Source organism: Pseudomonas sp. PSE14 (assembly GCF_029203285.1).
In the GTDB taxonomy this organism is placed as follows: Bacteria; Pseudomonadota; Gammaproteobacteria; order Pseudomonadales; family Pseudomonadaceae; genus Pseudomonas.
The window spans coordinates 1,955,325-1,974,023 of the sequence record NZ_CP115669.1; the positions used below are offsets into that span (position 1 = coordinate 1,955,325).

The following is an 18,699-nucleotide window of genomic DNA, read 5'->3' on the forward strand; positions in this document are numbered from 1 at the left end:
GGCTTCGAATTTTGACTATTTTTGACCGAACAGTCTTTTTATGCAGAAAGAGCCGCGCAAGGTTCGCGAATTCCGTCGTCGCGAACAGGAAATCCTCGACACCGCCCTCAAGCTGTTCCTGGAGCAGGGCGAAGACAGTGTCACGGTCGAAATGATCGCCGATGCCGTGGGTATCGGCAAAGGCACCATCTACAAGCACTTCAAGTCCAAGGCGGAGATCTACCTGCGCCTGATGCTGGACTATGAGCGCGACCTGGCGGCGCTGTTCCATTCCGAAGACGTGGCACGGGACAAGGAACGCCTGTCGCGCGCCTACTTCGAGTTCCGCATGCGCGATCCGCAGCGCTACCGCCTGTTCGACCGCCTGGAAGAAAAGGTGGTGAAGACCAGCCAGGTCCCGGAGATGGTCGAGGAGCTGCACAAGATCCGCGAATCCAACTTCGAGCGCCTGAGCCAGCTGATCAAGGAACGCATCGCGGCGGGCAAGCTGGAAGACGTGCCGGCCTACTTCCACTACTGCGCGGCCTGGGCGTTGGTGCATGGCGCCGTGGCGCTGTATCACTCGCCGTTCTGGCGCGAGGTACTGGAGGACCAGGAGGGCTTCTTCCAGTTCCTCATGGACATCGGCGTGCGCATGGGCAACAAGCGCAAGCGCGACGGCGATACACCGGCCGCCTGAGTCGATATTCGCACTGTCCATCGTCGCTCGTGCGACAGGGCGGCGGGTGAGGGTGGGGATATACTGAACGGGTGATCCCCACCGGAGCCGAGCATGATCGTCGACCGCCAGGGCAGGCGCTTCCGTAACCTTCGGGTCAGCCTGACCGCCGCCTGCAATTACGCCTGCACCTACTGCGTGCCGGATGGCAAGCGTCTGGTCGCCGCCCAGGACGAACTGTCGGCCGAATCCCTGGTGCGTGGCGTCGCCTACCTGATCGAAGCCGCCGGCATCGAACGCCTGCGGGTGACCGGTGGCGAGCCGCTGGTCAGTCCCAAGCTGGACACCTTCCTGCATGGCGTCAGCCGCCTCGGTCTGCAGGACATCGCCATCACCACCAACGGCCAGCTGTTGTCGAAGAAGCTGCCGTTGCTGCTGGATTGCGGTATCCGCCGTCTCAATGTTTCCCTCGATACCCTGGATGCCGATGCCTTCCGTCGTATCGCCCGTGGTGGTGATCTGGCAACCGTGCTCAAGGGGCTCGACGAGGCTCGTGCGGCGGGCCTGAAGATCAAGCTCAACATGGTGCCGCTGCGCGGGCAGAACCTCGACCAGGTCCTGCCGCTGCTGGACTACTGCCTGGAGCACGGTTTCGAGCTGCGCTTCATCGAACTGATGCGCATGGGGCACCTGGCCCGCGACCCGAATGCCTTCAACCAGCAGTTCATCGGTATGCAGGAGCTGCTGGAGCTGATTGGTTCGCGCCACCCCTACATCCAGGCTAACGCGCCCGTGGATGCCACCGCACTGCGCTATGAAGTGCCGGGACAGGGCTTCTTCGGCGTGATCGCCAACGAAAGCGTGCCGTTCTGCCGTACCTGCTCGCGCCTGCGCCTGTCGTCCACCGGCTGGCTGCATGGCTGCCTGTCGTCGAGCAATCGCCATTACGTCGGCGATCTTCTCGACAAACCCCGTCACCAGGCCCTGCCAGCGCTCCAGCGCCTGCTGGTGCGTGCCCTGGCGGACAAGCAGGAAGTCGCCTTCTCCGGCGGCGTCACCGTCATGAAGATCATCGGCGGCTGATCCGGGAGTTTCCGTCGGCCTCGGGCTGGAGCAGAATGGGCGCCGCTTCGTGGCGGCGCGCGGTCATCCGGCCGATTCGCTCCTGCCCGCCGCTTGCCTGAGTCGTATTCCGGCCCGTGATGCTCCGCATCGCGGGCCGTTTCTTCGCCCCATCCTCTGTCCTTGTCCGTCGCACCGCGGGAGGTTGCATTGATGCAGGAACGTATCGAACTGGAACAGGGGTTCTGGTTCCTGGTGGTTGTAGCGCTGCTGTTGGTGCTGTGTCTGTGGGGCAATGGCGATATCGCTTTCCTCAGCGTCAACGAGGCGAGGCGGGCGGTCACGGTTCGCGAGATGTACCAGGCGAACGACTGGCTGCTGCCGCACATGAACGGCGATCTGTATCTGGCGAAGCCGCCGCTCTTCTATTGGCTGGCACTGATTCCGGTGTACCTGGCGGGCGCCGTGTCGGAGTGGGCCGTGCGCTTGCCTTCGGCGCTGCTGGCGCTCGCCACGCTGGCCGGAACCTTCTACTGGGGGCGCGGGATCGGTGGGCGCGGCCTTGGGCTGTTCGCCTGCATTTTCCTGGCGGCCAACGCGGGATTCAGCCAGTTCGCCCGGCGGGCGGAAATCGAGATGGCGTTGACGGCGTTCTGCTTCCTGTCCCTGCTCAGCGCCTATGTCTACCTGTTCATCGATGGTCGTCGTCGCTGGAGCCTGCTGAGCTACGTCCTGCTTGGTTGCGCGCTGCTGACCAAGGGGCCGGTCAGCCTGCTGCTGGTGACCTTGCCGGTGCTGGTCTTCGCCCTGATCCAGCGACAGGAGCGCGCACGGTCCTACCTGTGCGACATCCCAGGCTGGCTGATCGCCCTGGCGCTGGGGGCGACCTGGTATGCCGCCGTGACCTTGCAGGAGGGCATGGATGTCTGGAAGGCGATCTTCCAGCAGGACATCGTCGAGAAGGTCAAAGGCAGCGGCGGCAGCGACCCCTGGTATGCGTACCTGCTGTATCTTGCCGGTGACTTCTTCCCGTTCTGGCTGTTGTTGTTGGCGGGGCCGCGGCAGCTGTGGCGGCAGATCAGGCAGAGCCCGCAGCTGACCCTGGCGCTTTGCGCGATTCTCGTACCGCTGATCGTTTTCTCCCTGTTCAGCGACAAGCACGCCAAGTACCTCCTGCCCACCTACCCCTGCGTTGCATTGCTGCTGGCCTACCACTGGATGCAGGTATTCGCCCGCCAGGGCGGCTGGCGGCGCAAGGCAATGCAGTGGGGGCCCCTGTTGCTGCTGTTCGGCTTTGTCGGCTTCTACACGGTACTTGAGCGCACGGTCTTCGCTTATCGATACCAGGCGTTGCCGGAAATCGCTCGGATTGCCGCGGCGCATCCCGCTCTGCCGCTCTATAGCCTCGACGTGCCGGACATGCGCCTGGTGTATTACGCAGGGCGCCCCGTCACCCGCCTGTCGGCTGATTCGGCAACCTCGACCGCTGCTGGCCTGCTGTTCGTACCCGGAAAATTGCCAGCCGCGCTGCAGGCGTCGGCGCATTGCGTCAGCGACACGGTTCCGAAGTACCTCAGTCGCCGCAAGGAGCTGCAGGTCGTTCTGCTGGGCGGCGCCTGCGGCAGCGGGGGCGATACGGCCAAGCAGCCGATAGCGGGAAATACCCATGGCTGAACTGCGGCCGGGGCTCGCGAGCGCTGTAGCCGTGCTTGCGGGTGGCGCGGAATCTGCATCCTGCGGTCGAGTGCCGGTTTCTCGACACCGGCCGTGGAGACAAGAGATGCGCACCCTTCTGGCGATCTTCGCCATGGCAGCCCTGGCAGGCTGCATGACGCCCAGCGACATGGCTGAACGCACCGGCTATTACGCGGGTGATGCCGGCTTCCTCGACCACAGCCAGACTCGTCGCACGGGGAACTGGCGCCTGCAGCCGGACTCGTTCATCTACATCGCCCAGGGGCCTTTCGTGCCGCCCGGTCATGCTTATGCGCAGCCGAACGTGGTGGCAGAGGAGGCGTTCAAGGGCTTCGTCGAGTATTTCCCGATGGTGCGGCGCGCCCAGGGGCCGTTGGGGCTTGAGGGGGCGATGCAGGAGGCGCGGGCGGTGGGCGCCAACTACCTGCTCTATACCCGCTTCGCCCGCGGGGAGGACAATGTCGGCAGCTACGAAGAGTATGAAGATACCGACAACGCCGTGGGACGCGACCGCAGCGTGATCCAGGTGATGCTGATCGAAACCGCCAACCGCTATCTGGTGGACAGTGCCACTATCCGCAGTCGTGGCGGTTTTCTGACATTCTATGATGCCAAGCCCGACGACCTGATCGGGCCGCCGCTGGAAGAGTACGCCCGCAGCCTGCTGGGGGTGAGGACGCACGAGGAGTACCAATGACCGACCCCCTGACTAATCCGGAGCGTGCCGGCAACCTGCTGGCGCAGATTCCCGCCACCCAGGGCAAGGGGCTGCCGCCGGTGCACCTGTGGAACCCGGACTGCTGCGGCGACATCGACATGCGCATCGCCCGCGATGGCACCTGGTATTACCTGGGTACGCCGATCGGACGCAAGCCGATGGTGCGGTTGTTCTCCACCATCATCCGCCGCGATGGCGACGACTACTTCCTGGTCACGCCGGTGGAGAAGTGCGGGATCACGGTCGACGACGCGCCGTTCGTCGCAATCAGCCTGGTTGTAGAGGGGGAGGGGGAGCAGCAGGTGCTGCGCTTCACCACCAACGTCGAGGATGAAGTGGTGGCCGATGCCGCGCATCCGATTCGCGTGGAACTCGACCCGCAGACCCAGGAGCCGTCGCCCTACGTGCTGGTGCGGGTGAATCTGGAAGCGCTGATCCATCGCAACGTGTTCTATCAACTGGTCGAGCTGGCCGTCAGCCGCGAAATCGAGGGGCGGGAATGGCTGGGTGTATGGAGTTCGGGAGAGTTCTTCCCCATCGCTCCACAGCCGTGACTCCATAGTCTGAACGAGTCTGGTAGTTCTTTTTTGAGTCTGCTACACGCCCGCCGCCATGGGCATGAGGCCAAAAAAAGGCTCCCGAATGGGAGCCTTTTTCATTACCGCCAACGTATTACATGTTGGGGTAGTTCGGACCGCCGGTACCTTCCGGTGCCACCCAGGTGATGTTCTGGGCCGGGTCCTTGATGTCGCAGGTCTTGCAGTGTACGCAGTTCTGGGCGTTGATCTGGAAGCGCTTGCTGCCGTCGTCGTTGCTCACCACTTCGTACACGCCGGCCGGGCAGTAACGCTGCGCGGGCTCGTCGTAGAGCGGCAGGTTCTTGCCAACCGGGACGCTCGGGTCGGTCAGGCGCAGGTGGATCGGCTGGTCTTCCTCGTGGTTGGTGTTGGAGAGGAACACCGAGGACAGCTTGTCGAAGCTGATCTTGCCGTCTGGCTTGGGGTAATCGATCTTCGGCGCTTCGCTGGCCTTTTTCAGGGTGGCGTAGTCCGGAGTCGTGTCGTGCAGGGTGACCGGAATCTTGCCGCCGAAGATGTTCTGGTCGATGAAGTTGAACGCACCGCCACCGATGGCGCCGAACTTGTGGATGGCCGCGCCGAAGTTGCGGCTGCGGAACAGCTCGTCGTACAGCCAGCTGCCCTTGAACGCGTCGACGTAGTTGGTCAGCTCGTCACCGCCCTCGCGGCCGGCGGCCAAGGCTTCTGCAACAGCGTCAGCGGCCAGCATGCCGGACTTCATGGCGGTGTGGCTGCCCTTGATCTTGGCGAAGTTCAGGGTGCCCAGATCGCAACCGATCAGCGCGCCGCCCGGGAATACCATCTTCGGCAGCGAGTTCAGGCCGCCCTTGCAGATGGCGCGAGCGCCGTAGGCCACGCGCTTGCCGCCTTCCAGGTACTGCTTGATCACCGGGTGGTGCTTGTAACGCTGGAACTCGTCGAACGGCGACAGGTGCGGGTTGGTGTAGGACAGGTCGATGATCAGGCCGACCACCACCTGGTTGTTCTCCAGGTGATAGAGGAAGGAGCCACCCGGGTTCTCGTCGTTCAGCGGCCAGCCGGCGGTGTGCACCACCAGACCCTGCTCGTGCTTGGCCGGGTCGATGTCCCAGATTTCCTTGATGCCGATGCCGTAGTGCTGGGCGTCGGCTTCGCTGTCGAGCTTGTACTTCTTGATCAATTGCTTGCCGATGTGGCCACGGCAGCCTTCGGCGAACAGGGTGTACTTGGCGCGCAGTTCCATGCCGGGGGTGTAGTAACCCTCTTTCGGATTGCCTTCGCGGTCGACGCCCAGATCACCGGTGATGATGCCGCGCACCACGCCATTCTCGTCGATCAGCGCTTCCTGGGCGGCGAAGCCCGGGTAGATCTCGACGCCCAGGCCTTCGGCCTGCTGGGCCAGCCAGCGGCACAGGTTGCCCAGGGAGATGATGTAGTTGCCTTCGTTGTGCATGGTCTTGGGCACGAAGAAGTTCGGCACCTTGGCCGCCGCTTCCGGGCTCTTCAGCACATAGATGTCGTCACGCTTGACCGGGGTGTTCAGCGGCGCTTCGAGCTCTTTCCAGTTGGGGAACAGCTCGTTCAGCGCGCGGGGCTCGAACACGGCGCCGGAGAGGATGTGGGCGCCCACTTCGGAACCCTTCTCGACCACACAGACGCTGATTTCCTGACCGGCGTCGGCGGCCTTCTGCTTCAGTCGGCAAGCGGCGGACAGACCGGCAGGGCCGGCGCCGACGATGACGACGTCGAATTCCATAAATTCGCGTTCCACTATCGATCTCTCCTGAATCAAGGCTCTGGGCATATTTTGTAGGTATTGGGATGGGCGTGCCCCCACCCGGTAAGAGCGGGGCGCATTATAGCTAGACCTGTTGCTATATCTAAACCCCTTATCGAGCGCAATACAAACGTTTGTTTGAATCGCGCGTAACCCTGATAGAATCGGGGTCCGCGGCTTATGTAGGGGTATTTTCGCGTATTGACCCGCCAGGGCGATGCGGTCAAGATACCTGCGGTTTTGCGGTCGCGGTCTCGCTGGATGTAGTCGCAGATGGCGTGCACTACCAGCCAGGCCTGTCTGGCGACATTCCTATTCACCGGAGAATAACGAGGAATCCATGAAGGTTCTTGTAGCTGTCAAACGAGTGGTTGACTATAACGTCAAGGTCCGCGTCAAGGCGGACAACTCCGGCGTCGATCTCGCCAACGTCAAGATGTCCATGAACCCCTTCTGCGAAATCGCCGTGGAAGAAGCCGTTCGCCTGAAAGAGAAGGGCGTCGCCACTGAGATCGTTGCGGTCTCCGTCGGCCCGAACGCCGCCCAGGAGCAACTGCGCACCGCGCTGGCGCTGGGTGCCGATCGCGCCATCCTCGTCGAATCCAACGACGAACTGAATTCCCTGGCTGTCGCCAAGGCCCTGAAAGCCATTGTCGACAAAGAGCAGCCGCAGCTGGTCATCCTCGGCAAGCAGGCCATCGACAGCGACAACAACCAGACCGGCCAGATGCTGGCTGCGCTGTCCGGTTACGCCCAGGGCACCTTCGCCTCCAAGGTTGAAGTGGCTGGCGACAAGGTCAACGTCACCCGTGAAATCGACGGCGGCCTGCAGACCGTTGCCCTGAACCTGCCGGCGATCGTCACCACCGACCTGCGCCTGAACGAGCCGCGCTATGCGTCGCTGCCGAACATCATGAAGGCGAAGAAGAAGCCGCTGGACGTGGTGACCCCGGACGCCCTGGGCGTTTCCACCGCTTCCACCGTGAAGACCGTGAAAGTCGAAGCTCCGGCTGCCCGTAGCGCCGGCATCAAGGTCAAGTCCGTTGCCGAACTGGTCGAGAAACTGAAGAACGAGGCGAAAGTAATCTGATGGCTATCCTGGTAATCGCTGAGCACAACAACGGCGCTCTGGGCGCTGCCACCCTGAACACCGTCGCTGCCGCGCAGAAGATCGGCGGCGATATCGCCATCCTGGTCGCTGGCCACAACGTCGGTGGCGTGGCCGAAGCCGCTGCCAAGATCGCTGGTGTTTCCAAGGTGCTGGTCGCCGACAACGCTGCCTATGCTCACCAACTGCCGGAGAACGTTGCTCCGCTGATCGCTGAGCTGGGCAAGGGCTACAGTCACGTGCTGGCCGCCGCGACCACCAATGGCAAGAACTTCCTGCCGCGCGTCGCCGCCCTGCTGGACGTCGACCAGATCTCCGAGATCATCGAAGTGGTCAGCGCCGACACCTTCAAGCGCCCGATCTACGCCGGTAACGCCATCGCTACCGTGCAGTCCTCGGCTGCCGTGAAGGTCATCACCGTACGTGGCACCGGTTTCGACGCCGCCGCTGCCGAAGGTGGTTCCGCTGCCGTTGAAGCCGTTTCCGGCCCGGCTGACGCCGGCAAGTCCGCCTTCGTGGGCGAAGAACTGGCCAAGTCCGACCGTCCGGAACTGACCGCTGCCAAGATCGTCGTTTCCGGCGGCCGCGGCATGGGCAACGGCGACAACTTCAAGATCCTCTACGCCCTGGCTGACAAGCTGGGCGCCGCTGTCGGTGCTTCCCGCGCCGCGGTCGACGCCGGCTTCGTGCCGAACGACATGCAGGTCGGCCAGACCGGCAAGATCGTTGCACCGCAGCTGTACATCGCGGTGGGCATCTCCGGTGCCATCCAGCACCTGGCGGGCATGAAGGATTCGAAAGTGATCGTTGCGATCAACAAGGACGAAGAGGCGCCGATCTTCCAGGTTGCCGACTACGGTCTGGTCGCCGACCTGTTCGAAGCCGTACCGGAGCTGGAAAAGGCCGTCTGAGCCCGATCCGCTTGCTGAAGGAACCCGCCCCACGTGGCGGGTTCTTTCATTTCAGGTCCTTGATTTCCCTGTAGAAAGGGATGATTCGCCGCGCGCATGACCCATTGGTCACGAATCTTCGCCGATAAGTCCCCGGACGAAGGTGTCTCATCTACAATGCGCGACGTCTCCAGTTCCTGAATGTGTTCAATCGACACTTGGCTACCGAGGTTTTCATGATCATCAAACCGCGCGTGCGTGGCTTCATCTGCGTCACTACCCACCCGACCGGCTGTGAAGCCAACGTCAAGGAACAGATCGAGTACGTCGAGGCGCACGGCCCCATCGCCAACGGTCCGAAGAAGGTCCTGGTGATCGGTTCCTCCACCGGCTATGGCCTGGCCGCGCGCATCAGCGCCGCCTTCGGCGCCGGCGCCGACACCCTGGGCGTGTTCTTCGAGCGTCCGGGCAGCGAAACCAAGGCGGGCACCGCCGGCTGGTACAACTCGGCTGCCTTCGAGAAGTTCGCCAAGGCCAAGGGCCTGTATGCGCGCAGCATCAACGGCGACGCTTTCTCCGACGAAGTGAAGAAGGTCACCATCGAAACCATCAAGCAGGACCTGGGCAAGGTCGACCTGGTGGTCTACAGCCTGGCCGCGCCGCGCCGTACCCATCCGAAGACCGGCGAGGTCTTCAACTCCGTGCTCAAGCCGGTCGGCAAGACCGTCAACTTCCGAGGTCTGGACACCGACAAGGAAGTGATCAAGGAAAGCGTGATGGAGCCGGCGACGCCCGAGGAAATCGCCAACACCGTGGCGGTGATGGGCGGTGAAGACTGGCAGATGTGGATGGACGCGCTGCAGGAAGCCGGTGTGCTGGCCGATGGCGTGAAAACCACCGCCTTCACCTACCTGGGTGAAGAGATCACCCACGACCTGTACTGGAACGGCTCCATCGGCGCCGCCAAGAAGGACCTGGACCAGAAGGTCCTGGGCATTCGCGAGAAGCTGGCCGCCACCGGCGGTGACGCCCGCGTTTCCGTGCTCAAGGCTGTGGTCACCCAGGCCAGTTCGGCTATCCCGATGATGCCGCTGTACCTGTCGCTGCTGTTCAAGGTGATGAAGGAGAAGGGCACTCACGAAGGTTGCATCGAGCAGGTCGACGGCCTGTTCCGCGACAGCCTGTACGGCGCCGAACCGCACCTGGACGCCGACGGCCGCCTGCGCGCCGACTACAAGGAACTGCAGCCGGATGTGCAGAACACCGTGAAGGACCTGTGGGACAAGGTGACCAACGAGAACCTGTACCAGCTGACCGACTTTGCCGGCTACAAGACCGAGTTCCTGCGCCTGTTCGGCTTCGAGATCGCGGGTGTGGACTACGAGCAGGACGTCAATCCGGACGTGCAGATTCCCAATCTGATCCAGCTCTGAGGTCGAAGTCCTCGCGGACTTCCCGCTCAAACAGAAACGGCGCCCCAGGGCGCCGTTTCTGTTTTCCGTAACCTTCAGTTGGCCGCGGTGGCCGGTGCCTGACTCTGCTGGAGGAAGTCCAGGTACAGTCTGGCGGTTTCTTCCGGCCGTTCGATCATCGGCACATGGCCGCAATCGCGCAGGATGGCTACGCTGGGCTTTTTAAGCAGCGGTTTCATTACGTCGATGCTGGATACATCCAGCACCCGGTCGCGGTCACCCCACAGTAGCAGGGTGGGGGCGGTGATCTTCGGCAATTCCGGCTCCAGTGGGATATAACGCTCGCGCAGTTGCTGGAAGACCTTGTTGTTGAAGGCGCTGCGCTCCAGCGAACGTTCTGCCAGGTAGTGCTCCAGCCGAGAGGGCATGGGCGGCCGCTGCACGAAGACGAAGTCGAGCAGGGCGGGGAAGTCGTCCACCGAGCGCAGCACCAGCGGGTTGTCCTCGCCCTTGAGCAGGCGCTGGAACAGTTCGCTCTGGCGGGGCGCCATGACCCCGGCGTTGTCGAACAGGCCGGCCGACAGCACGTTATTCGGGTGGCGTGCAGCGAGCAGCGCGGCGATGTGTCCGCCCATGGAGTTGCCGACTACGTGGTAGCGGCCGATGCCCAGTTCGCGCATGAAGTCCGCCAGGCGTTCGGCCTGGGTGCCGACGTCGTAGCTGATGTTCTCCGGGCGGCTGCTGTCGCCGAAGCCCGGCAGGTCGACGGCGATGACCTGGTAACGGTCGGTGAGGAAGCGGGCGAAGCGCAGCCAGTTGCTCTTGTCGGCGCCGAAACCGTGGACCAGCAGGATGGTCTGGGCCTTGTCCGGGCCGCCCTCGTAGTAGTGGATGTCGAGATTGTCCACCGTCAGGCTGCGTTCGCCCAGGCCCGCGCGGCTGCTTTCGGCGAACTGCGCGGTGGCCAGCAGCGTGGCGGGAACGGCATAGAACATGCCCGCCGTGGCGGCGAGCAGCAGGACGAGGAACAGAAGGGCTTTCTTCATGAGAAGTCCTTATTACCAAATCGGGATGGTGTGCTTTACGCTAGCATTTTGCAGGTCTAAGCATGACCGTTCTTACTTCCGGTAAGCGAGATTAACGATGCTCCATTGCTCCACGATGCTGCGTGCAGCTCTTCTGCTGGCGACTTTCTCGGCGCCCCTGGCCGGCTTCGCCGCGGGTAAATGCGAGCGCCTGGTCGCCACCGGCAATCCAGAGTACCCGCCTTACCTGTGGCGCGACCCGATGAAGCCCGAGCGCCTGATCGGCGCCAATGCCGACCTGCTGGAGCAGATCGGCAAGTCCATTGGCGTGGATATCCGGGTGATCTACACCGGCTCCTGGGCGCGGGCGCAGGAGGAAGCGCGGTTGGGGCGCGTCGATCTGATCGCCGGGGCCTTCCTGACTCCCGCACGGTTGGAAACCATGGATTACATCCATCCGGCCTTCCTCACCACCGACAGCGTGGTCTGGACGCGCAAGGACGCCACCTTACCCTATGCGCACTGGGAGGACCTGCGCGGGCTGAAGGGCGGCACCCTGGTGAATAACAGCTTCGGTGCCGATTTCGACAGCTTCGCCAAGCAGCAACTGACTCTGGAGGAGGTGCCCAGCCTGACCCAGGCCTTCCAGAAGCTGCTGCTCAAGCGTTCCGATTACGTGCTCTACGAGCACTATCCCGGCCTTGCGGTGGCCGCCAGCCTCGGCATGGTGGATGACCTGCAGCCGCTGGAACCGCCGGTCTCCAGCGAGGGTCTGTACCTGACACTGGCGCACAACTCCGCTTGCAACGACCCCTGGCTGCGCGGACAACTGGCGAAAAAAATGACAGAATTGACGGCCGCCGGAGTCCCGCAGCGCTTGCTGCAGGACAACCTGGCCCGCTGGAAGGGGCAGCAGTTGCAGCCCGCCAGCACTCCCACCCAGTAGGACAACAGATTTCGTGATCAATCGACGGATGATGGCCGCCGGTCTGGCTCTTTTTGCCCTGGCCGGTTGCACAACGAACGACCCGGCACCCACCGAGCAGATGCGCCTTACCGAACAGGCGCTGGAGCAGGCCAAGGCCGTGGGCGCGACGGATGACGTAGCCGAGCTGAAGCTCGCCGAGGACAAGTACCAGGCTGCCAAGGGCGCCCTGGCGGTGGAGTCGAACAAGAAGGCGCGGCAGCTTGCCGAGCAGGCCGAGCTCGATGCCCGCCTCGCCGAGGCCAAGGAGCTGACGCGCAAGAGCGCGGACCAGTTGGCCGAGCAGAGCAAGAGCATCAATCGCCTGCGTAAACAGTTGGGGGAAGCGCAATGACTTCACTGCAACTGTTGCGCTTCGTGGCGCTGGGCTCCGTGGTCGCGCTGGCGGGCTGCGCCAACAGCCAGTTGAGCGAGAAGTCCCTGGAGCAGGCGCGTACCCAGTTCCAGTCCGTGAAGGAAGATTCCGCGGTGCTGCGCAGCGCGCCCAAGGATGTCATCCGCGCCGGCGAATCGCTGGCGCGTGCCGAGCGTCTGTCCAACTACTGGGGCAGCAGCGACGACGTGCTGCAGTATTCCTATCTCAGCCAGCGTTACAGCGAGATTGCCCGCGAGCACAGCAACTACACGCTAAACCAGGAACGCCTGGCCAAGCAGCAGCTCGAACGCGAACGTCTGCAACTGGCCATGCGCGAGGCGCGCCTGGCCAACGTGCAGGAGCAGAACAAGTGGCTGGAACAGCAGATGGTCAGCCTGGCCACCAACGAAACCGAGCGCGGCCTGGTGCTGACCCTCGGCGACGTGCTGTTCGACAGTGGCGAGGCTGACCTCAAGCCCGCCGCCAACCGCACCGTGCTCAAGGTGGTGCAGTTCCTCCAGCTCAACCCGCGGCGGGTGATTCGCATCGAGGGCTATACCGACAGCGACGGCGATCGGCAGCAGAACCTGCAACTGTCCAAGGACCGCGCGCAGTCGGTGGCCGACGCCTTGTCCGACCTGGGCGTCGACGCCAAGCGTATCCAGGTGCAAGGCTACGGCGAGGCCTATCCGGTATCGGACAACGCCTCGTCGCTGGGGCGGGCGCAGAACCGCCGGGTCGAGATCGTCTTCTCCGACGAAAAGGGCCAGTTGGGCGCCGAGCGCTGAACACACCCGGTCACATGGCGTTGCAAATGAAGCCCTGGAGCTCCCCGCTCCGGGGCTTCTTGCATGGGGATCTCGAAATTATTCGAGGGTCGCGTTGGCGAAAATGAACCCGTGCGACTAATCCCCATGCTGGGGAGTCACCAGCGAGAGACGTAAATGCTGTCCGAAAAAAAGACCCTGAACGTGATCGTGGCGGATGCCCAACCGATGATTGGCTGGGGGCTGGAGCATTATCTGGCCGAACACTGCGACGCTCAGGTGAAAGCCTATGTCAGCGACACGGAGAGCCTGCTGACCGCTTTGAGCGAATGGACCGATACCGACCTGCTGATCATGGAGATGGCGCTGCCGGGCGAACGTGGACGCGATGGCGTACACCTGATCGAATGGTTGCGCCGTCACTACCCCGGCGTGCAGATCCTGGTGTACTCACTGCTTGGCGCTCCGCTGATGGCGGCGTCGGTGGTGAAGTGTGGCGCACTGGGCTATGTCTGCAAGCGCAGTGCCCTGAGCGTGCTCACCGATGCGATACAGCGCGTGCGCCGCGGCGACACCTACATCGACCCGACCCTGCGCCAGCCGCGTCACACCGGGCGGCCGCTGAGCCCGACCGAGATGGACATCATCCGGCGCCTGGCCCACGGCGCCACCGTTGGCGAGATCGCCGAGCGCACCAACCGCAGCGTCTCGACCATCAGCACCCACAAGCGCAACGCCATGCAGAAGCTTGGCCTGACCAGTGACGCCCAACTGGTCGCCTTCGGCGTACTGGACTGGCTCGGCGAGGTCTGACGCGGTATGTAGCGCTGGTCAGCGGTAACTGTAACGCGCACAATCCCTGTCACTGTTCTGGAACAGTTGCGGCTTTTTAGCTACTGTTTCGGTCCAATGACCGAGGGATGGCCGTCATGTCCAATCTGCTTCTGTACCAGCGCATCGCCCAGCAACTGGCCGAAGACATCCGCCGTGGTGTCTACCAGCCGGGCGAGCGTGTGCCGTCCGTGCGCAAGCTGAGCACCCAGCTCAACGTCAGCCACGCCACGGTGTTGCAGGCCTATGCCACCCTCGAAGACCAGGGACTGATCCGCGCGCGTCCGCAGTCCGGCTACTACGTGCACCGTACGCCGGCGCTGACCGCCTCGACGCCGGACATCGCCCGGGTCGAGCGCCCGGGCCTGGTCACCCGCAGCAGCATCATCAACCAGGTGCTCGCCGAGGCGCGCCGCGAAGGCGTGTTCCCGCTGGGCGCGGCGGTGCCGCACGTGGATTACCTCCCGGTCCGCGCGCTGCACCAGCAGTTGGCCAAGGTCACCCGCTTCTCCAGCCCGCGGGCCTTCAGCTACATGTTCAGCCCCGGCTACGAACCGCTACGCCGCCAGGTGGCGATCCGCATGCGCGATGCCGGCGTGGTGGTCGATCCGACCCAGGTGACCATCACCCATGGCTGCGTGGACGCGATCCACATGGCGCTGCGCGTGATGACCCGTCCGGGCGATCTGATAGCCACCGAGTCGCCGAGCTACTATGGCTTGCTGCAGCTGGCCGACATCCTCGGCCTCAAGGTCATCGAGATCCCCAGCGACCCGCTCACCGGGATCAGCCTGGAAGCGCTGCAACTGGCCGCCAACCAGTGGCCGATCAAGGCGCTGGTGCTGACCCCGCGCCTGAGCAACCCGCTGGGCGGCACCATCCCGGAAGACCGCCAGAAGCAGCTGCTCAAGCTCACCGCCGAGCACAACATCGGGGTGATCGAGGACGACATCTACGGCGAGCTGATGTTCGACCAGGGCCAGACCAAGGCGCTCAAGGCCCATGACCGCGACGGCCGGGTGGTGTACTGCTCGAGCTTCTCCAAGACCATTTCCCCCGGCGTGCGCATCGGCTGGATCATCACCGAGCGCTACCAGGAAGAAATCCGCCGCCTGCAGACCTTCACCACCCATTCGGCGTGCACCGTTACCCAGATGGGAGTGGCGGCCTACCTGGAGAACGGCGGCTACGACCGGCACCTGCGCTACATCCGCCAGGAGTACCGCAAGAACATGACCGCCTACCAGCTGGCGGTGCAGCAGTATTTCCCCGAAGGCACGCAGATGACCCGGCCCAAGGGCGGCTTCATCCTCTGGGTCAGCCTGCCGGCCAAGGTGAACACCAAGGAGCTGCACGTGCGCGCGCTGGAGCAGGGCATCAGCATCGCGCCGGGGCTGATCTTCAGTAACACCGAGCAGTTCAACAACTGCCTGCGGCTGACCTGCGGCATCCCGTGGGACCGCGAGGCGGAGCGGGCGATCATGACTCTCGGCATGCTGGCCTGCCAGCTGTGCCAGGAAGGGCTGATCGCAGCCTGATCGTTGATTACACCGGACGCTAATCCACTTGGGGCAGGGCGTACAACCGTTCGCGGTTGTACGCCGTTACACCATGACCGGCCGCCAATGCCAGGGCCGGGCCCTGAGCGCGAGGATGCCAAGGTCTGCCGGTGAGCACCCGTACCTGTAGGAGCGAGCTTGCTCGCGAATAGAGTTACCCGGCCATATCGATGCTGGGTTGTTCGCGAGCAGGCTCGCTCCTACGAAAAGCTCCGGTTCCACACTGCGTTAACCCGTTTCCCCGCGCGGCCTCGTCTGAGGAGTTGAATCCCTCCACGAGGCTGCCGCCATGTCGCTTCCCGTTCACTTCCTTCGCCCTGCCGCCCAGGGTTTCGCCATCGGTCTGCTGATCGCCGTCGCCGGCTGCGGTATTTCCCGCGAGGGCGAACCGAAGCAGAAAGCCGCTGCAAACGCCGACGCCATTCAGGTCGAGCCCACCATCAAGCCCGCGAGCCCACCGCCGCAGCTGGCGGAGAGTGCCAAGCTGGAGCGCTCCGTCGGTTATGTCGCACAGGCGCCTGTCGCGAGCATCGCCCCCGCTCCCATGGCCGACATGCAGCAGCCCGGCTACGTGGACGTGCCGCGCGAGCAGTACCAGAACCTGCCGGACAACCCGGTGCACGCCGTGGCCCAGGACCCGGTCTCCACCTTCAGCATCGACGTGGATACCGGCAGCTACGCCAACGTCCGCCGCATCCTCAACGAAGGTCGCCTGCCGCCCAAGGGCGCGGTGCGGCTGGAGGAGATGGTCAACTACTTCCCCTACGACTACGCACTGCCCAGCGATGCCGCATCGCCCTTCGGCATCACCACCGAGCTTGCGCCCACGCCGTGGAACCCGAATACCCGCCTGCTGCGCGTCGGCATCAAGGCCTCGGACCGCAGCGTCGCCGCGCTGCCGCCGGCCAACCTGGTGTTTCTGGTGGACGTCTCCGGCTCCATGGACCGCCGCGAGGGCCTGCCGCTGGTGAAGAGCACCCTGAAGCTGCTGGTAGACCAGTTGCGCGACCAGGACAAGGTGTCGCTGGTGGTCTACGCCGGCGAGTCGCGGGTGGTGCTGGAACCGACGTCCGGGCGCGACAAGGCGACCATTCGCAACGCCATCGAGCAGCTCCAGGCCGGTGGCGCCACAGCGGGCGCGTCGGGCATCGAACTGGCCTACCGGATGGCGCAGAAGGGCTACCTGGACAAGGGCATCAACCGCATCCTGCTGGCCACCGACGGCGACTTCAACGTCGGCATCAGCGACTTCGAGACCCTCAAGCAGATGGCCGCCGAAAAGCGCCGCAGCGGCGTTTCGTTGACCACCCTCGGCTACGGCGTGGACAACTACAACGAGCAGCTCATGGAGCAGTTGGCCGACGCCGGCGACGGCAACTATGCCTACATCGACAACCTGCGCGAGGCGCGCAAGGTGCTGGTGGAGCAGCTCAGCTCGACCCTCGCGGTGGTGGCCAAGGACGTGAAGATCCAGCTGGAATTCAACCCCGCACAGGTCAGCGAATACCGTCTGCTCGGCTACGAGAACCGTGCACTCAAGCGTGAAGACTTCAGCAACGACAAGGTGGACGCCGGCGAGATCGGCGCCGGGCACACGGTCACCGCGCTCTACGAGATAGTCCTGGCGGGCGGCAAGGGCTGGCTGGAGCCGCTGCGCTACCAGAACGACGCGTCGAAGGGCGCTGCCAAGGGGGATGAGCTGGCCCTGCTGCGAGTGCGCTACAAGGGCCCGCAGGGCGGTGCCAGCCAGTTGATCGAGCGGCCGATCCGCGCCGCCGAGCAGCGCGCGAACATTGCCCAGGCCAGCGATGACCTGCGCTTCGCCGCGGCGGTGGCGGCCTTCGCCCAGCAGCTGGAAGGTGGCCGCTACACCGGTGCCTTCGGCATCGGCGATACTGTGCAACTGGCTCGCGCCGCGCGCGGCGAGGATCGCTTCGGCCTGCGCGGTGAGTTCGTCCAGCTCGCCGAGCTGGCGCAGAGCCTGCAGACCCCGGTACACGAACAGGCACGGATCGAGTGATGTGAACATACCCTTCAGGGACGACAGTGACGCCGCGCTGCTGCGGCGTTATCGACAAGGCAACGCCGAGGCCTTTGCCGAGCTCTATGCTCGCCATCGCCTCGGCCTGTTCCGCTTCCTCTGCGGCCTGTGCGGCGACAGTGCGCAGGCCGAGGAAGTCTTCCAGGAAACCTGGCTGAGCCTGGTCCGCAGTGACAGCCAGCCGGGCGCGGCCAGCTTCAAGACCTGGCTGTACCAGATCGGCCGCAACCGGCTGATCGACCACTGGCGCAAGCAGGGCCGGCACCAGGGGCGCCAGGAGAGCTTCGACGAGCAACTCCACGGCGATGCGCTGCCCGGCGAGAGCGAGGACCCCGAACGCGAACTGGTCCTGAGCCGCGACCAGCAGCGCCTGCAGGGCGCCCTGGAAGCGCTGCCGGAGGAGCAGCGCGAAGTCTTCCTGCTGCGCGCCCACGGCGACCTGGAACTGAATGAGATTGCCGAGCTGACGCGCACCCCGGCCGAGACGGTGAAGAGCCGGCTGCGTTACGCGTTGCAGAAACTGCGCCGGTTGCTGTCCGACCCGGCGGCGACCGAGGAGGTGAGCCCATGAACCGCGATCCGCGCGAGCAGGAATTGCTCGAGCACTACCGCCGGCACAGCGACGAGCAGCCGTCGGCGCAGCTGGACGCGCGCATCCTGGCCGCCGCCCGGGCTGCCGTGCAGGAGCGCAAGCCTGGCTTCTCCGACCGCCTGCGCCACTGGCTACTGGGTACCGGCAGCCGCCAGCGCTGGGGTGTCGCCGTGGCTGGCCTGGCGACCCTGGGCATCGGCCTGAGCCTGACCCTGCGCACCTATGAGGAAGCGCCGCAGCGCTTCGACGCTCCCGTCGCCCCGGCCATATTGAGTGCGGCACCACCGGCCCCGGCGCCTGCCATGGCTCCTGCGGCGCCGCCCGTCGCCGAGCCGGCGGAAGCCAAGCGCAAGGCCGAGTCCGTCGCCCGTAGCATCGCCAACCAGCAGTATGCGGCGCCGCCTGCGGCGAAGGCGTCCGGCGCGCTGGCGGAGGAGGCCGCACCCACCGCCCAGATGGCCGATGCCATGGCCCCGGAAGAACCCCAGGCCAGCCTGTTGCGTCTGCGTGTGCTGCAGGAGCAGGGGAGGAAGGATGAGGCTCGCGAGCTGCGCCAGGTCCTGCAACGGCAGTTCCCGAAGCTGGATATCGATGCCGCGCTGCGCGCCCTGCCGGCCAAGCCTTGACCGAAGACAGGCCGCCGCAAGGCGGCCTCTGACAGACTCAA

At 64.4% G+C, this 18,699-nt stretch carries 18 protein-coding genes; 16 read left to right on the top strand and 2 right to left on the bottom strand.

Going from position 1 to position 18,699, the window contains the following annotated elements; all coding sequences use genetic code 11:
* Window positions 1–40 precede the first annotated feature (40 nt).
* The 5 genes from O6P39_RS09195 (at window position 41) to O6P39_RS09215 (ending at window position 4,687) form a co-directional block, all read left to right on the top strand.
* A complete protein-coding gene (locus O6P39_RS09195; RefSeq protein ID WP_152224531.1) occupies window positions 41–679 on the top strand; it encodes a TetR/AcrR family transcriptional regulator in 639 nt (212 codons plus the stop codon).
* A 93-nt stretch (window positions 680–772) separates the two neighbouring features.
* Complete coding sequence (locus O6P39_RS09200) at window positions 773–1,741, top strand: radical SAM protein (protein WP_275611039.1); 969 nt, start codon at window positions 773–775, stop codon at window positions 1,739–1,741.
* 192 nt (window positions 1,742–1,933) lie between these two features.
* On the top strand, window positions 1,934–3,394 hold the full coding sequence (locus O6P39_RS09205) for a glycosyltransferase family 39 protein (RefSeq protein ID WP_275611040.1): 1,461 nt from the start codon (window positions 1,934–1,936) through the stop codon (window positions 3,392–3,394).
* A 106-nt stretch (window positions 3,395–3,500) separates the two neighbouring features.
* Window positions 3,501–4,112, top strand: a complete 612-nt coding sequence (locus tag O6P39_RS09210) for a DUF4823 domain-containing protein (protein ID WP_275611041.1) — start codon at window positions 3,501–3,503, stop codon at window positions 4,110–4,112.
* A gap of 8 nt (window positions 4,113–4,120) precedes the next feature.
* Complete coding sequence (locus O6P39_RS09215; RefSeq protein ID WP_275611925.1) at window positions 4,121–4,687, top strand: DUF1285 domain-containing protein; 567 nt, start codon at window positions 4,121–4,123, stop codon at window positions 4,685–4,687.
* Window positions 4,688–4,805: 118 nt separating this feature from the next.
* Here the strand turns inward: O6P39_RS09215 and O6P39_RS09220 are convergent, their stop codons facing one another.
* Window positions 4,806–6,461 (bottom strand): electron transfer flavoprotein-ubiquinone oxidoreductase, encoded by a 1,656-nt coding sequence (locus tag O6P39_RS09220; RefSeq protein ID WP_275611042.1) that lies wholly within the window; start codon window positions 6,459–6,461, stop codon window positions 4,806–4,808.
* Window positions 6,462–6,807: 346 nt separating this feature from the next.
* Here O6P39_RS09220 and O6P39_RS09225 point away from each other — a divergent pair, with 346 nt between their 5' ends.
* From O6P39_RS09225 to fabV, 3 genes are all read left to right on the top strand, one after another.
* Window positions 6,808–7,557, top strand: coding sequence for an electron transfer flavoprotein subunit beta/FixA family protein (locus tag O6P39_RS09225; protein WP_275611043.1), 750 nt, complete (start codon window positions 6,808–6,810; stop codon window positions 7,555–7,557).
* Window positions 7,557–8,486: an FAD-binding protein gene (locus tag O6P39_RS09230; RefSeq protein WP_275611044.1), complete on the top strand. Its 930-nt coding sequence runs from the start codon at window positions 7,557–7,559 to the stop codon at window positions 8,484–8,486. The genes O6P39_RS09225 and O6P39_RS09230 overlap by 1 nt, the downstream gene beginning before the upstream one ends.
* Before the next feature lie 215 nt (window positions 8,487–8,701).
* Entirely contained in the window at window positions 8,702–9,898 is a 1,197-nt protein-coding gene (gene fabV, locus O6P39_RS09235) for an enoyl-ACP reductase FabV (protein WP_275611045.1), read from the top strand.
* 74 nt (window positions 9,899–9,972) lie between these two features.
* On the opposite strand, the gene O6P39_RS09240 is transcribed toward fabV, so the two are convergent.
* The gene (locus O6P39_RS09240) at window positions 9,973–10,923 is read right to left on the bottom strand and encodes an alpha/beta hydrolase (protein ID WP_275611046.1); all 951 of its coding nucleotides are present in this window, start codon (window positions 10,921–10,923) and stop codon (window positions 9,973–9,975) included.
* Between the two features lie 115 nt (window positions 10,924–11,038).
* Between O6P39_RS09240 and O6P39_RS09245 the strand changes: the two genes are divergently transcribed.
* The 8 genes from O6P39_RS09245 (at window position 11,039) to O6P39_RS09280 (ending at window position 18,658) form a co-directional block, all read left to right on the top strand.
* Window positions 11,039–11,848: a transporter substrate-binding domain-containing protein gene (locus tag O6P39_RS09245; protein ID WP_275611926.1), complete on the top strand. Its 810-nt coding sequence runs from the start codon at window positions 11,039–11,041 to the stop codon at window positions 11,846–11,848.
* Between the two features lie 13 nt (window positions 11,849–11,861).
* On the top strand, window positions 11,862–12,221 hold the full coding sequence (locus tag O6P39_RS09250) for a DUF4398 domain-containing protein (RefSeq protein ID WP_275611047.1): 360 nt from the start codon (window positions 11,862–11,864) through the stop codon (window positions 12,219–12,221).
* On the top strand, window positions 12,218–13,030 hold the full coding sequence (locus O6P39_RS09255) for an OmpA family protein (RefSeq protein ID WP_275611048.1): 813 nt from the start codon (window positions 12,218–12,220) through the stop codon (window positions 13,028–13,030). The genes O6P39_RS09250 and O6P39_RS09255 overlap by 4 nt, the downstream gene beginning before the upstream one ends.
* Before the next feature lie 156 nt (window positions 13,031–13,186).
* A complete protein-coding gene (locus tag O6P39_RS09260) occupies window positions 13,187–13,822 on the top strand; it encodes a response regulator transcription factor (protein WP_275611049.1) in 636 nt (211 codons plus the stop codon).
* Window positions 13,823–13,938: 116 nt separating this feature from the next.
* Window positions 13,939–15,378, top strand: a complete 1,440-nt coding sequence (locus tag O6P39_RS09265; protein WP_275611050.1) for a PLP-dependent aminotransferase family protein — start codon at window positions 13,939–13,941, stop codon at window positions 15,376–15,378.
* Between the two features lie 310 nt (window positions 15,379–15,688).
* Window positions 15,689–17,419 carry a VWA domain-containing protein gene (locus tag O6P39_RS09270; protein ID WP_275611051.1) on the top strand — a complete coding sequence of 577 codons (1,731 nt, stop codon included), beginning with the start codon at window positions 15,689–15,691 and terminating at the stop codon, window positions 17,417–17,419.
* Between the two features lies 1 nt (window position 17,420).
* Window positions 17,421–18,011 (top strand): RNA polymerase sigma factor, encoded by a 591-nt coding sequence (locus O6P39_RS09275; protein WP_275611052.1) that lies wholly within the window; start codon window positions 17,421–17,423, stop codon window positions 18,009–18,011.
* Window positions 18,008–18,658: a hypothetical protein gene (locus tag O6P39_RS09280; protein ID WP_275611053.1), complete on the top strand. Its 651-nt coding sequence runs from the start codon at window positions 18,008–18,010 to the stop codon at window positions 18,656–18,658. Before O6P39_RS09275 ends, O6P39_RS09280 begins: the two co-directional genes overlap by 4 nt.
* Window positions 18,659–18,699 lie beyond the last annotated feature (41 nt).